We start from the raw sequence: 14,125 nt of genomic DNA on the forward strand, positions 1-14,125 counted from the left end.
TTTTTGTTCGTGTATTTCCTCTTTTTTAGGGTTTGTAAAACTTCGACAAAAGGAAACATAATTTTACAAAACGTTGTTATTGTACGAATAAACAAAACATGTCATACATAACCAGGGAGATAAAAACATGAAATTATGGAATTTACCTACTCTTGATCTAGCAAAAGAACTTCTCGGTATGAAATTGATTCATATCGATGATGACGGAATAACATCTGGATACATCGTGGAAACAGAAGCCTATCTGGGACCTGAAGATCGTGCTGCTCATTCGTATAACAATCGAAGAACAGCTAGAACAGAAGTGATGTATAGTGAAGCAGGTATGGTTTATACCTATTTTATTTATGGGATGCATGTTTGTTTTAATATCGTTTCTGGCCCTTTACATAAACCTGAAGCTATTCTCATTAGAGCACTTCAACCCATTGAAGGAATTGAAAAAATGAAGGAAAGAAGAGCAAGAGCAAAGAATGAGATCCAACTTACAAACGGTCCTGGTAAGCTGAGTAAAGCAATGGGGTTTACACTACATGATAATGGCAAGAAATTGAATGAAGGAAATATACGAATCGAAGAAGGAATGAATATCGTACCAGATGAAATTATCTCGGGACCTCGAATAGGTATACAGTATGCTGAAGAGGCCGTTCATTATCCTTATCGGTTCTGGATAAAAAACAACCCTTACGTATCACGTTAATACGCAGGGTTGTTTTCTTTGTTCGATGAAATTGTACCTTCCTCTTCATGCATGTAATCAACCGTTGTCGTGCGAATAGTATCTTGCATCCATGCTAGATGATGGTACGTTTGTTTTTTCATAGAAACGTATTTAGCTTGCATGATCAACAGCCAGACAAGAATGAACAGAGTTGTTTTTAATACATTTTCCGCATTTACTGCAGCAGCCTCGATTGGTAGTACATTCACTGAAACGCTTGAAAGTAACCCTATTATTACAGCGCTTAGTATGAACAACGGCTGGTTCGCACGTAAAAAACGTAGCCGATGCTGTAAATAGTTTTGTAGTGACAAACGTTCTTGAGCATTGAACTGAAGGTATCTACTCTTAGCCGATTTGGCATTTGCCAATAATCCTTTAGATCGATCTTTCTTCCATAGTGACTTCATAAATAGAGTAAATTCAATATCGTTAACGGGTTCGTTATTCATTTTCCTGTGAATAAAATTATGAGCTTGATAGAAGGTAATTGCGTTCTGTACAAGCTTAATCAATACGTATCCTGCGATAATCGTAAGTGAAAAGACAAACCAAAAAGAGTTCATCGCGCTCTCTGTTAACTCGATGATAGGATGAATGACGGTTTGAATCTGTACCCATATGATCTTTGCAGCAAGCGTTAGTATCTCTAGCCATTTTTCCAAGAAGATCACTCCGAAATCTCATTATGTATCTTCTTATTTTACCATGATTTTTCCTCTGTGCTTACATTTATTTACTCAACCTTAACAAACTAGGGAAATCGGCATATAAAAAAGCCGCAGAGGTTTAACCACTGCGGCCTTTATTGCATTTATTTACGCGCTAACTTCTTGTTCACGTGTTCCAAGATGTTTATCTTCACCTTTATCCACGATTACAGCACAAGCAGCATCACCTGTGATGTTAACCGCTGTTCTTAGCATATCAAGAAGTCTATCAACACCTAAGATTAAAGCTATCCCCTCTACAGGTAATCCTACAGAGTTTAATACCATAGCTAACATGATCAATCCTACTCCAGGAACACCTGCTGTACCAATACTTGCAAGTACCGCTGTTAAGATAACGGTAAGCATTTGAGTCAATCCTAAGTTAACATCGTAAACTTGCGCGATAAAGATTGTTGCAACACCTTGCATGATGGCTGTTCCATCCATGTTGATCGTTGCACCAAGCGGTTGTACAAACCCACTGATTGATTTTCGAACGCCCAGATTCTCTTGAGCGGTTTTCATTGAGATCGGAAGTGTAGCATTTGAACTAGACGTACTAAATCCAACCGACATTGCCGGCGCAAAACCTTTAAAGAACCAAATCGGACTTTTCTTTGCAAATAATGCGATCGAACCTCCATACGCGACAACAGAGTGGATAAATAGCGCTAAGATTACTACACTCATGTATAATCCCATCGCTTTGATTGCATCCATACCTTGACTTCCAACTGCTGATGCAATTAATGCAAAAGCACCATATGGAGCAAATTTCATGATCAGATTTACAAGAAACATCATAATATCGTTACCTTGCTCGATTAAATCCATTACACCTTTAGTCTTGCTACCCAACATGGTTAAAGCAAATCCTACAAATACAGAGAATGCAATAATTTGAAGCATGTTTCCTTCAGCCATTGCTTGAATAGGGTTAGTAGGAATGATGTTCAGCAACGTATCTGTTACTGCCGGTGCTTCTTGTTGCTCGAACTTGGCACCTTCTGTTTTAAAATCACCTACACCTGGTTTAAAGACAAGGGCTAAAGCCATAGCGATAATAATAGCAATCGTAGTAGTTCCTAAGAAATAACCAACTGTTTTTGCTCCAACTCTTCCAAGTTTCTTTGGATCACCTAATCCTGCAGTTCCTAGTACGATTGAGAAAAAGACGATTGGAACAACTAACATTTTAATAAGGTTTAAGAATAATGTCCCAACTGGTTTCAAAACGTATTTGTCCAGTGTAGAGAATGCATCAGGCACAGCTAGATTAAGAATGAGACCAGCAACAACCCCGAGTGCAAGAGCGATTAAGATCTTTGTAGATAATTTCATTATAAAGTACCCCCTTTGTTAAAATTTTCTTACTATTTCGTGTGCAAAAGCCTTGAAGAAATTTATACTAATACATGCCCTATTTGTTGCATATAAAAACCCACCGAAAATAGAGAGGATTTTCCGTGGGAATACACCGCAACACATAGACTTAGCCCATGTATAGAGTTCTCTCTCCAAAAACGCTTACGAGGTTAGCTGTCGGATTAGGAAATTGAGAGTTGTCCCTTTTGTGCCATGCACAAATTCATCCCAAGGCTTTAAAGCCGTATTGTGGTTCCCCCGCTTCAGAATATTCTATTGAATAGAACATCAGAATTCAGCGAATCATATATAATATGCTCTAATTTTATCAACATACATAAATTTTTGTCAAGAATACGGTTTATACTTATTTATTCCAATTAATTGTTTCATGATGAATGTTTTTCCATATTCTCACTTCTCCCCCATAAGCATGCGAGAAAAAACGAATGATGTAGAAGGTTCTATTTTTCAGGGAGGTATTTATATATGAAAATTGTATTTTATGAAAAAGGCGACTTAAGTATTATCGTTGGAGCATCAAAGCTAAAAGGTGAACTTACGATTGAACAAATAAAGAACGAGAGCGAAAAAAAGGCAAAAGAACTAGGCGAACTACTAGGACGAGAAATCGGATTCTTAATCGATATGAACGGAAAATTAGATACTCAATTCAAAAAATAAAAACCGGGATATCCCGGTTTTTTTTTATACGTATGCTAACGATAACTTTTCTTTACTCTTCTGCAATACCATTTCCGGGCGACCTTCATCTTGGATTTTACCATTGTTCATCAGTATGATTCGATCCCCAATAGCACGAGCATCTTCTTCATCGTGAGTTACAAAAATAGACGTGATTCCAGTACGTTTGAGAATGTCTTGTAACTCATCACGAATCTGTAGTTGAAGCTTAGAATCGAGATTGCTAAAGGGTTCATCAAACATGATCAAAGATGGATTTGGCGCCATAGCCCTTGCTAGTGCCACACGCTGCTGCTGTCCACCGCTCAATTCATAAGGATAGCGAGAAGCATAATCCTCCATACCAACAATAGCCAATAATTCTTCCATTCTTGCTTGTTTCTGTTTACGATTCATTTTTGTTAAGCCAAATTTGATGTTCTTTTCAACTGTCATATGAGGAAACAAAGCATAATCTTGAAAAACCAAACCAACACCACGTTTTTCCGGCTGAACAAAACGGAATGTATCATTCATGACTGCCTGATCGATAAGAATTGACCCTTTTGATGGCACTTCTAGCCCTGCTATGAGACGAAGTAACGTACTTTTCCCGCTGCCGCTTTCTCCTAAGATTACTGAAACTTCTCCCTGTTTAAAGCTTAGAGACAGGTTTTCGAACAAAGGTTTTTGCGAATTTTTGTAACGAAACGTTAAGTCTTTGATTTGAACAAACATTATTTTGGCTCCTTTTCTAAAACTCTGTGTAAAAAGAATATCGAAAGTGCACTTATACAAATAATCACCATGGATGAAACAGAGGCTTCGTGAATACGTTCATCGCTTGCATATTGAAATGTTTTTGTAGCCAATGTATAGAAGTTAAAAGGCTGCAGTATAAGAGTGAGAGGCAGCTCTTTTAAAATATCTACGAAAACTAGAATGAAACCACCAGCAATCGCACCTTTGATCATTTTGATATCTACTTTAAAGAATGTCTTTGTCACTGACATCCCTAATGTTCTTGAAGCTTCTGTAAAAACGGTTCCTACTTTATCAAAACCTGATTCGATCGAGTTAAAACCAACGGCAAGAAAGCGAACAACATAAGCAAAGATCAGCATACTAATACTGAGGCTTAGTACAAGTGTTGGCTCTAACCCAAGCCATTCGTATAACGATATGACCTTTTGATCTAGGAAGAGAAATAAAGTAAGGACGCCTATAGCAATTACAGCTCCTGGGATTGAATAGCCTAGAACCGTAATTTTTGAAAAAAACTTTCCGGTCCAACCTTTTGAAAGACGACTAAAGTTAGCGATGATTAAAGCCACCATTATGATAAGAAGTGAACCTACAGCAGCAACAAAAACTGAATTCCAGATCAAATCTGCAAATGCAGCACTTAAAATCACGTCATAAGTCATATACACCCAATGTAAAAGCTGTATAAAAGGAATGGCGAAAGCTAGAGCAAATAAAGAAAGAAAAAAAGATAGCACAGCAAACTTTTTCCAACCTTTAAGTTCTTTAGGTTGTAACGGGCGGACTTTTGAAGTGGAATAACTATACTGTTTTCTGCCTCTTATTACTTTTTCTAAGATCAAGATCAAAACTACGATGAACATCAAAGTACCCGCTAATTTGATAGCTGAATAGATATCCCCCATCCCAAACCACGCTTGAAATATGGCTGTACTAAAGGTTTGAATACCGAAATACTTTACTACACCGTAATCATTGAAGACTTCAAGAATGACTAAGCTAACCCCACCTACAATCGCTGCACGTGATACAGGAAGGACGACTTGTATAAATGTCATGAACGATCCTTTGCCTAGCAACCTTGCATTCTCAATCAGTGATGATGACTGATTTTCTAAGAAACTTTTTGTGATGATATATACATATGGATACAGGAACATCGTAAAGATAAAAACAGCACCGGGAATGTTCATGATGTCAAAGAACTTTTGGTCCACTTTTATACCAAACTGGTTCCTTAATGACGTTTGAATGACACCTGTATAATTTAAAATGCCATGGTACGTATAAGCCCCAATGTAAGGTGGAATCGCAAGCGGGAGGATAAGACCCCATTTAAAGAACCGATGCATCGGAACTTTATATGCGGAAACTAGCCATGCCGCACTTACCCCGATTAACACTGTGAAAAGACCAGTAAAACTAACGAGTGTTACGGAATTTACGATATAATTTTTCAACATATACTCTTTAATGTGTTCCCAATTCTCATTACTCTCAGCGAATAACTGAACCATGATGAGCAAAGCCGGTAAAAGGATTAAAATAGAAAAAATCACACTAAGCAAAGCCCAACTATTAAACTGTGATCTCATTTTTCGAATGTAATACAATATTTTCACCTTCTTTACTCATCAGCATTGTTCTTGTTGTTTGTTTTTACATGGAATTAGCCGTATCACAAATCGTGATACGGCAAAATATTAACGTTTATTTCCAGCTAACTTCATTCATAATTTTAACAGCATCTGCATTGTTTTCACCTAACTCAGAAAGGTTAAGATCTTGTTCTTTAAACGGACCCCAAGACTTTAAAAGCTCTGAAGGTTCTACTTCTTTATTAACCGGATACTCGTAATTGGCTTCAGCAAATACTTCTTGAACTTTTGGACTAGACAGATATTCCATCAATTTTATAGCATTCTCTTTGTTCTTAGCGTGTTTCGTAACACCTATACCACTAATATTGATGTGCGTTCCTGTTGTTTCTTGATTAGGGAAGAACACACTTAGCTGTTTAGCAACTTTCACTTCTTCAGGATCTTCTGAGTTCAACATCTGACCAAAATAGTATGAGTTCATGATGGCAACATCACCTTCACCAGCAGCGATACCTTTCGCTTGGTCTTTGTCACCACCTTGTGGATCACGAGCCATGTTTTTAACGATCCCTTCTGCCCACTTCTTCGCTTCATCTTTTCCGTTTAATGAAATAAAGGATGATACTAATGATTGATTGTAAATATTTTCTGATGAACGGATCAGTACTTTACCTTTCCATTTGTCTTCAGTTAACGCTTCATAAGTAGATAGTTCTGATTTGTCTACTTTTTTCTGATCATATACGATAACACGTGCACGTTTTGTTAGACCGAACCATTGATTGTCTTTATCTCTTAAATTATCAGGAATATTTTTATTTAATGTCTCACTTTCAACACTCTGTAAGAGGTCTTTATCTTTTGCCCAGTGTAAACGTCCAGCATCAGATGTGAAGAAAAGGTCTCCCTTTGTTGCTTTCCCTTCTCTTGTAAGACGCTCGATCAACTCATCTTCTTTACCCTTAATAAGGTTGACTTTAATTCCTGTCTCTTTTGTAAAATCAGCAAAGATTTTATCATCAACTTCATAGTGACGACTTGTATATAGGTTTACTTCTTCTTTTTTTGTATCATTATTTTTCGAACTCGCACCCTCGTTTGATTTACCACAGCCTGCTAAGACTAAAGCAGCTAGTAGGACCATTGTAACAACCGTAAAGAGATTCTTTTTAAACATATGTCAGTTACTCCTTTTATGTATAAGTAATTGAAAACGATTATCAACTTCACTTTTAATTATAATGATAATCATTCTCAAGTCAACCGTTTTTTTAAATGTTTTTCTCTGATGGATTGTTGTTCTCAAATCCTTATCTCCATTGGCTGCTGATTTGAGTGGAATGTTCTTAATTCTCAGCTAGGAACGGTAGACTGGTGAGACACTTTTTATGTAAAATATACGAATGTGTCTCTGCTTGCCCCCTAGAAATCGAGCAGCCTGGAACGGAGATCAACACTTCCAAAAGCAACAAAGTTTACGACAACAACCTTCTATTAAGAAATAAAAAAATCTCTTAGAAGTATCAGCTTCTAAGAGATCATTCCTGGTTTAAAGGCTTCCACTGGTTATAAACCCAGTTTCCTAATCTGTTATATCCTCTTCTATTGGGATGGATAGAATCAGAAAAATACAGTTTTTTCTCAACGTTTTCATAAAGTTCAAAGGTTGAGATGTATTTTGTAAGCGTGCTTGCCTGACTCGCTTCTACGATTGCTTCATTCCAAGATTTAATACTCTCTGCAGCTGCAGGATCGTATTCTTTTCCGAAATAAGGATTATAAAGACCTAATACATAGATAGGTGCAAAGGAATTGTTCTCCCTCACGACTGTAAGTGTTTTACTTAAGTTGTTACTTAGCTTTTCTTTTCCAAGTACTAATTTCTGTTGTGGCAACTGACGGAAGTTCCAGCCGGCAGCCTTACGAAAATCATTAGTTCCGATAAAAACAAAGATATGATCCGCTTGTCTTAATGACTTGATCACGACTCCATTATCCAATTGTCTTAACAATTGGTCAGAACGCTGTCCAGAGATTCCAAAATTATTGATGATTACATTTCGTCCTGTTTGCTGCTGAATATTTCTTTTTACGATTCCAATATAACCTGTCTTGGATGGGTCACCCACTCCGTATGTTAAGGAATCTCCTAGTGCCACAACCTTCAAAGTTTGTGTTTCACTTGCTCCTTCAGTTTCTCCATAAAATTGAAAGACCAGGAATAGTATGAGGGCTAATCCTGCACCACCAATTAACCATTTCTTTGATACTTTCCTCACATCAAGTCCTCGATTCTAGTTATTGTTATCTTACTTTTTACCATAACGAGGGAAAATATCAAGTAATGAATGTGTTATTTCAAACGATAATCTTCCGATGTAAGCGATGTATCTTCCCAAAGATTTTCTTGATCATAATTATAAGAATCTTTTTTCACAAATGTATGAATCAGCATGGCAACTCCTCCACACAATAGGCTTGCCGGCACTAAGGTAATCAGAAAACCAGTCATCTACATCCCTCCTGTACAAAACTATATGAAGGGCCATAAATGTTTATGAAACGAATAAAATATTTTATTTCCTCTATATAAATAGAAAATAAGGGTATACAGGTAAAGAAGAATTTTAACGGAGGTGCCTTTGTGGGTTTTTTATTTACTTTGCTTTATTTTGCAATCATAGGAATCGTTATTGAAATTAATGTTCTCCTGTTCACGTTAACAGGGTTAAAAAAAGAAATCGCTCGCTTTCAGGTCATCTCGATGTTTACAGCTACAGGTTTTACAACCGGAGAATCAGAATTAATTCTGGAGCATCCAGTACGCAGGCGTTTAAGCACGTTTCTTATATTGTTCGGAGTCTTTTCATTGGCTGTTATCATTTCATCCATAAGCAACATCTTATCAGATGAATTTCGTTCGATCGAACTCGGGATCATTATCTTAGTACTCATCAGTTTATATCTGATCTTAAGTATTCCGAAATTAAAGAAATATATGAGACATACTTTTGAGAGTCATATGCAAAAAAGTTATAACCTCGCAGATCTTCCATTAAGAGATGTTATGTATTTTGAAGAAGATGATGTTATTGTGGAACTTCCCATTCATAAAGGTTCAAAGATCATGGGTAAACAATTAAAAGATGTGATTCAAGTAGAAGACGATTTACTTGTATTGTTCATTAAGCGAGGAGATGTAACGGTAAGAAGAGATAGTTACACAACAGAGATACAAGAAGGAGACATGTTATTCTTATATGGTCACCAAAGATCACTTCAAGAAAGATTTAGTGAAGAGATGGAAGAAATAAAATCGAAAAAAGACGTTGAGAATTGGAATGAGAAGTGATTTTTTCACTTCTTTTTTTAAATCACCCCCATAAAAACAATTAGCAAGTGCGAAATAAACTCTAGGTAGTAAAAAAGAACCTCTTTTTGAAGAGATTCTTAATTAACCAACTTCTCTAACTGTATCTGGTACGAATGATAACAATAAAGAGATAATATTATTAATTTGCTCCGGTGTTATATGTATACCGTCGTTTGCTAACAGTTCTTCTTTAAGTTTGATTATCGAATCTACTTCCTCAAGTCTTGCATCCGTCAAGCAATGGTCGATCGTGTTCAATAGTTCCAACAACTGATTGTTTTTATTGGTTATGTAATATGTAGTATCCACCAACAAACACCCCCTACTACTAACTATTATTATCGAAACTAAGGTCATTTTCCTACAAAAACAATTCGTCAAATGACGACATATCTTACTTTTTATGGATTTTACCCTATTATACCTACACATTTATGTCGAATGAAGTCGAAAGAAAGGGAAATAAGTCCTATCTTCGTCTTGAGAATTATCCATTTGCATTAAAAAGTTTATTTTTAAAACTAAAATTGTTTTAGTTGAATAACTTTGATAGAGAAGCGAATGGAGATTCATTCACTTCTGACTTTGTTTTATACACTAATTTCTCCGGTTCAAAGAGCTTTGATTCTAAGAAAGAAGTGGGGTTTTTAACAAACTTGATCTTTCTATAAATCTTAGCTAGTATTCTGGCTGTGTTAATGGCATCATCAAGTGCTCTATGTTTAGAACCTTCATAATCGAGCTCCATCGTCTGAAGCGCCCGTGACAAGCCATATCGAAACCCCTTTTCACTATCGTGAAGAATACTGAAATGAAATTGTAGATCATTATGATTAACAATCCAGTCCGTTTCTGCTTTATGAAATGTTGAATCTGTAATGAGCGCCCATTTATCTTCTGGTCCCCAGGAACAAAGATAATAGTCTTCTACTCCGATCCAAGATCTAAAATTTTCAATTGCCTCTGTATAAACGGGAGCAGAGATTAAATCTTTTTTTGTAATCCCCGTTAAATTTGTAATCCGTGTGTTTAATTTATCCATTTTAGGTTGTACGAACGATTGAAATGTATCCAATATTTTAAGTTCACCATCAACTTCAATCATTCGTATGGCACCTATCTCAATAATCTCCGAGAGCCGGTTTGTCATCTCTAAATCATACACAATATATTGCATCCTCATACACCTGCCCTTCCGCGTTACTGTCTTCAAATGGATGTCTACCATATATTGTAGTTGATTTGTTAACAAAATGAAATATTACTATAGGTATTCAATTCTTAGTCCAACTAAGAAAAACCCTGAATTCTAACTTCGAACTTGCACGATAGAGGCCCGTTACGTATACAAGGGCTATGGTCTAAAACCACCACTGAATCGCAATCACAGCTTTTCATATATATCCTTATTTTATGAAAATGAGGTAATTAAATGTCATTCTATTCAGAAACGGTTATAAGTTTCTTCATCTCCCAAACTTTTCATTTTCAATTTTTGAACTCTTTTGTTACCATTAGAAGTGTCTGTTTAACAATATGAATTACATAATGAGGGTGTATCATGAAAAAACTTACAACATTATTTCTTATAATTGGATTACTTTTTGTAACAGCTTGTTCAAAGGACACGAAACAAAATGAACAAGAAACTTCAGAAACAAAGGCTGACAAACAAGATTCTACTAACAGCTCTACTTCTGATCCAGAAAAAGAAGACTCAGAAGCAACAGAGACAACAACTACTGAGGAAGAAAATAGCACTGCTGAAGGTGAAGCAGAAAATAATGAAAGTGGACAGAAAGACTATCTTACTAGCGAGCATCAATTTGTGGCTAGTGAACTAACAAACTCTTCTGAAAAACAGATCAGCGAGAGATGGGGTAAACCAAACCGATCTGAAAAGATTAAGTTTCGTTACTCAGGCACGACAGAGTTCGTTCCCGCTGTCGTTAACTACTATCAGAATGATAAATATGAAGTAACGTTTGTAGAAGGAAAAGCAGCTCGTCTCGTTTATTCTGTAATAGATGAAGAGATCATGTTTAATGAAGAAGAAATGACTAGAGCACTTGAACTAGCCGGTCTTCCTGTAGACGTTGAAGAAACTACGGACACAGATACAGCATTCGTATACAACGACCTTGGTGATGTATATGAAGTGACGATGTTCTCAAAAGGTGATTTCGTCGATTACTTATACATCATTTTAGATGAGGCTTACAAATAGACTTCTATTCTGACATCAACTCTCTTAAAATGAGGCATTTATCTCCGTTTCTATGCTCATCCTACTTGCATAAAATGAGTTGAGGAGAGAAATCGGCTTCTCACAAGCAAGAAGAGGAGTGAAAATATGTCGTCAAGAAAGTACTGTTCTGATAGCTTTACGCTTTACTTGGTACTATTCGTGCTGCTCATTATTGTCGGAGCCGTCTCGTTTAATGGAAACTGTTGTGTTTATGCTTACCCATGTTCTTATGATTACGCAGCGAACGTACCAGTAAGTGGTTATTGGAACGTGTAATATAGAAGACCGCCATTTTCTTAGAGAAGATGGCGGTCTTTTTTTAAGTTTAGAGCTTATCTCTCATACAATCTGCGATCGGTTCAACCTCAGACCCTACAACCACCTGTATATTTTGATTATTAAGCTTGATCAGACCTTTTGATCCTGCTTTTTTAAGCGCTTCTTCATCAACCTCTGACAAGTTCTTAATTTGAACTCGCAATCTAGTAATACAGTTCTCAAGGAGTACGATATTGTCTTTTCCACCGAGTGCACTCAAGTAAGCTGATGCTGATGCTTCGTACTTTTCACTCGCTGTAGAAGTTGCTGCAGCTTCTGAGACAATAGTTTCTTCATCTTCTCGTCCTGGTGTTTTCAAGTTTAGTTTTACAATAAGATAACGGAATATACCATAGTAAAGAACAAAGTAAACCGCACCTAACGGAAGTAACAACCAACCATTCTGCGAGATTCCAATGTTTAAGAAGTAGTCTATCGCTCCAGCTGAAAATGTGAATCCATGATGAATATCTAGTAATACTGCGACAGACATCGAAACAGCCGTTAGTACAGCATGAATCACATACAGTAAAGGTGATAGGAACATGAACGCAAATTCGATTGGTTCTGTAATTCCAGTAACAAACGAAGTAAGAGCCAGACTGCCTAGCATTCCTGCTACAGCCTTCTTACGATGTTTTTTCGCTGTATGAATCATGGCTAAACAAGCAGCAGGTAGCCCGAACATCATTACTGGGAAGAATCCAGCCATATAGAAGCCTGCTTTAGGATCACCTGCAAAGAATCTCCATAGATCACCCGTAACTACCTTCCCATTTTCACCTGTAAATTCACCAAATACAAACCATAAGAAACTGTTGAGTACATGATGAAGTCCGAGTGGAATCAATAAGCGGTTAAAGAAACCGAATATACCTGCACCGATCGCACCTGCACTCGTAATCCAAGTACCGACGTTCTCTAACCCCATCTGAAGGTATGGCCAGATAAATCCGAAAACAAGCGCTAGAAGTACCATCGTTCCCGCTGTTATGATCGGTACAAATCGTTTCCCTCCAAAGAAAGAAAGCCATTCAGGAAGTTTCGTATTGTAAAATTTATTATATAAAAGTCCGGCTATAACCCCTGCGAGAATACCTCCTAAGACAGACATATCAAATTTTCCGTCATAATTCAGGTTTACTTCTGCAAATGTTTTGGCTCCTTCTGTTAGTACAAAGTAACCGATTGCTCCAGCAAGCCCAGCAGCTCCACTTCCATCTCTGGATAAACCTACTGCAACCCCTATCGCAAATAAAAGTGCTAGATGACCGAATATAGCATTACCTGAAGCAACTAAGAATGGGATGTCTAATAGATCGTCTTGCCCAAATCGTAACAAAAGTCCAGCTGCAGGAAGAACTGCGATCGGAAGCATGAGTGCCCGACCGATCCGTTGTAAGAAACCTAACATAGTACCTACCCCTCTCACTTTTGAGTAAATTTACGTATCGCTTCCTTTAACTTTCCATTATGCTGATCGAGTTGAAGTTTGGCTTCATGTGGAGCGACTCCTGTAACAAGCTGAAAAATAGCAGCCTTTGTGTTGCCCTCTTGTTCTTGTAAAGCCGATTCCGCTTCTTCTTCTGTTGCACCAGAAGCTTCGATAATAATATTTTTTGCACGTTGAACTAGTTTCTCGTTTGTTGGTTGTACATCTACCATGAGATTGCTGTACACTTTCCCCCATCTCACCATGCTGCCAGTACTGATCATATTCAACACAAGCTTTTGAGCGGTACCCGCTTTCATTCGGGTAGAGCCTGTGACCACTTCTGGCCCCGTAATAACAGGAATGCTAATGTCAGCAAGCTTTTCCATCGGTGAATCTGAAGAACACACAAGCGCAGCCGTTAGTGCTCCTTTTGTTTTGGCATACTTCATCGCACCTAAGCAATATGGAGTTCTGCCAGAAGCCGCAATAGCTACAACAACATCTTTTTCTGATAGATTTAAAGTTTTAAGATTGGACTGGCCTAACTCTGCATCATCTTCCGCTCCTTCAATCGCATGCTGAAGGGCATACTCACCGCCTGCAATGACACCTACTACTAAGTTAGGGTCTGTGCCATAAGTAGGAGGACATTCTGATGCATCCAACACACCTAGCCGTCCACTTGTTCCTGCACCGATATAGATCAATCGCCCATGATTTTCAAAAGCTGTAACTACTTTTTCAACAACAGAACTGATTTCTTTTAAAACAGGAGTAATACAACTGGCTACTCCCAGATCGGCTTCGTGTATTTTTTGGATCACTTCTAAAGTTGTAAGTTCATCAATGGTTAACGTGTCAGGATTTCTTCTTTCTGTAGCCAATTTGGTTAAGTCCAT

The 14,125-nt window shown here is 37.4% G+C and carries 16 protein-coding genes and 1 riboswitch; of the genes, 5 read left to right on the top strand and 11 right to left on the bottom strand.

The genetic code is table 11. The annotated features are described in order from the left end of the window. Positions 1 to 127 precede the first annotated feature (127 nt). A complete protein-coding gene (locus tag ABE65_RS16110) occupies positions 128 to 703 on the top strand; it encodes a DNA-3-methyladenine glycosylase (protein WP_066397059.1) in 576 nt (191 codons plus the stop codon). Here the strand turns inward: ABE65_RS16110 and ABE65_RS16115 are convergent. Together ABE65_RS16115 and ABE65_RS16120 are read right to left on the bottom strand one after the other, a co-directional pair. Further along, positions 700 to 1,389 (bottom strand): hypothetical protein, encoded by a 690-nt coding sequence (locus ABE65_RS16115; RefSeq protein WP_066397061.1) that lies wholly within the window; start codon positions 1,387 to 1,389, stop codon positions 700 to 702. The genes ABE65_RS16110 and ABE65_RS16115 overlap by 4 nt on opposite strands. Positions 1,390 to 1,542: 153 nt before the next feature. Then, the gene (locus ABE65_RS16120) at positions 1,543 to 2,778 is read right to left on the bottom strand and encodes a dicarboxylate/amino acid:cation symporter (RefSeq protein WP_066397063.1); all 1,236 of its coding nucleotides are present in this window, start codon (positions 2,776 to 2,778) and stop codon (positions 1,543 to 1,545) included. A 168-nt stretch (positions 2,779 to 2,946) separates the two neighbouring features. Further along, a riboswitch (cyclic di-AMP (ydaO/yuaA leader) is annotated at positions 2,947 to 3,113 on the bottom strand. A gap of 178 nt (positions 3,114 to 3,291) precedes the next feature. On the opposite strand from ABE65_RS16120, the gene ABE65_RS16125 reads away from it, so the two are divergent. Next, positions 3,292 to 3,486, top strand: a complete 195-nt coding sequence (locus tag ABE65_RS16125; protein WP_066291922.1) for a hypothetical protein — start codon at positions 3,292 to 3,294, stop codon at positions 3,484 to 3,486. 24 nt (positions 3,487 to 3,510) lie between these two features. Here the strand turns inward: ABE65_RS16125 and ABE65_RS16130 are convergent, their stop codons facing one another. From ABE65_RS16130 to ABE65_RS21930, 5 genes are all read right to left on the bottom strand, one after another. After that, on the bottom strand, positions 3,511 to 4,224 hold the full coding sequence (locus tag ABE65_RS16130; RefSeq protein WP_066397066.1) for an ABC transporter ATP-binding protein: 714 nt from the start codon (positions 4,222 to 4,224) through the stop codon (positions 3,511 to 3,513). Then, positions 4,224 to 5,846 (bottom strand): ABC transporter permease, encoded by a 1,623-nt coding sequence (locus tag ABE65_RS16135; protein ID WP_156499259.1) that lies wholly within the window; start codon positions 5,844 to 5,846, stop codon positions 4,224 to 4,226. Before ABE65_RS16135 ends, ABE65_RS16130 begins: the two co-directional genes overlap by 1 nt. 115 nt (positions 5,847 to 5,961) lie before the next feature. Beyond that, positions 5,962 to 7,029, bottom strand: a complete 1,068-nt coding sequence (locus tag ABE65_RS16140) for a Fe(3+) ABC transporter substrate-binding protein (protein WP_066397074.1) — start codon at positions 7,027 to 7,029, stop codon at positions 5,962 to 5,964. 361 nt (positions 7,030 to 7,390) lie between these two features. Then, the gene (locus ABE65_RS16145) at positions 7,391 to 8,131 is read right to left on the bottom strand and encodes a GDSL-type esterase/lipase family protein (protein ID WP_066397076.1); all 741 of its coding nucleotides are present in this window, start codon (positions 8,129 to 8,131) and stop codon (positions 7,391 to 7,393) included. Positions 8,132 to 8,205: 74 nt separating this feature from the next. Further along, positions 8,206 to 8,364 (bottom strand): hypothetical protein, encoded by a 159-nt coding sequence (locus ABE65_RS21930; protein WP_153237595.1) that lies wholly within the window; start codon positions 8,362 to 8,364, stop codon positions 8,206 to 8,208. 132 nt (positions 8,365 to 8,496) lie between these two features. On the opposite strand from ABE65_RS21930, the gene ABE65_RS16150 reads away from it, so the two are divergent. Then, positions 8,497 to 9,204, top strand: coding sequence for a TrkA C-terminal domain-containing protein (locus tag ABE65_RS16150; RefSeq protein WP_066397078.1), 708 nt, complete (start codon positions 8,497 to 8,499; stop codon positions 9,202 to 9,204). 102 nt (positions 9,205 to 9,306) lie between these two features. Here ABE65_RS16150 and ABE65_RS16155 read toward each other — a convergent pair whose 3' ends face one another. Further along, entirely contained in the window at positions 9,307 to 9,534 is a 228-nt protein-coding gene (locus tag ABE65_RS16155) for a hypothetical protein (protein ID WP_153237594.1), read from the bottom strand. Between the two features lie 223 nt (positions 9,535 to 9,757). Beyond that, positions 9,758 to 10,402 (bottom strand): 3'-5' exonuclease, encoded by a 645-nt coding sequence (locus ABE65_RS16160; protein ID WP_066397082.1) that lies wholly within the window; start codon positions 10,400 to 10,402, stop codon positions 9,758 to 9,760. Between the two features lie 384 nt (positions 10,403 to 10,786). On the opposite strand from ABE65_RS16160, the gene ABE65_RS16165 reads away from it, so the two are divergent. Then, positions 10,787 to 11,452 (top strand): hypothetical protein, encoded by a 666-nt coding sequence (locus ABE65_RS16165; RefSeq protein ID WP_066397084.1) that lies wholly within the window; start codon positions 10,787 to 10,789, stop codon positions 11,450 to 11,452. Positions 11,453 to 11,578: 126 nt separating this feature from the next. Beyond that, positions 11,579 to 11,749, top strand: coding sequence for a YjcZ family sporulation protein (locus ABE65_RS21595; RefSeq protein ID WP_082861468.1), 171 nt, complete (start codon positions 11,579 to 11,581; stop codon positions 11,747 to 11,749). Between the two features lie 49 nt (positions 11,750 to 11,798). Here the strand turns inward: ABE65_RS21595 and nagE are convergent, their stop codons facing one another. Together nagE and murQ are read right to left on the bottom strand one after the other, a co-directional pair. Further along, positions 11,799 to 13,205 carry an N-acetylglucosamine-specific PTS transporter subunit IIBC gene (nagE, locus tag ABE65_RS16170; RefSeq protein WP_066397086.1) on the bottom strand — a complete coding sequence of 469 codons (1,407 nt, stop codon included), beginning with the start codon at positions 13,203 to 13,205 and terminating at the stop codon, positions 11,799 to 11,801. A 14-nt stretch (positions 13,206 to 13,219) separates the two neighbouring features. Continuing rightward, the gene (gene murQ, locus ABE65_RS16175; protein ID WP_066397090.1) at positions 13,220 to 14,125 is read right to left on the bottom strand and encodes an N-acetylmuramic acid 6-phosphate etherase; all 906 of its coding nucleotides are present in this window, start codon (positions 14,123 to 14,125) and stop codon (positions 13,220 to 13,222) included.

The sequence above is a fragment of the Fictibacillus phosphorivorans genome (assembly GCF_001629705.1).
GTDB classification, from domain to species: Bacteria; Bacillota; Bacilli; order Bacillales; family Fictibacillaceae; genus Fictibacillus; species Fictibacillus phosphorivorans_A.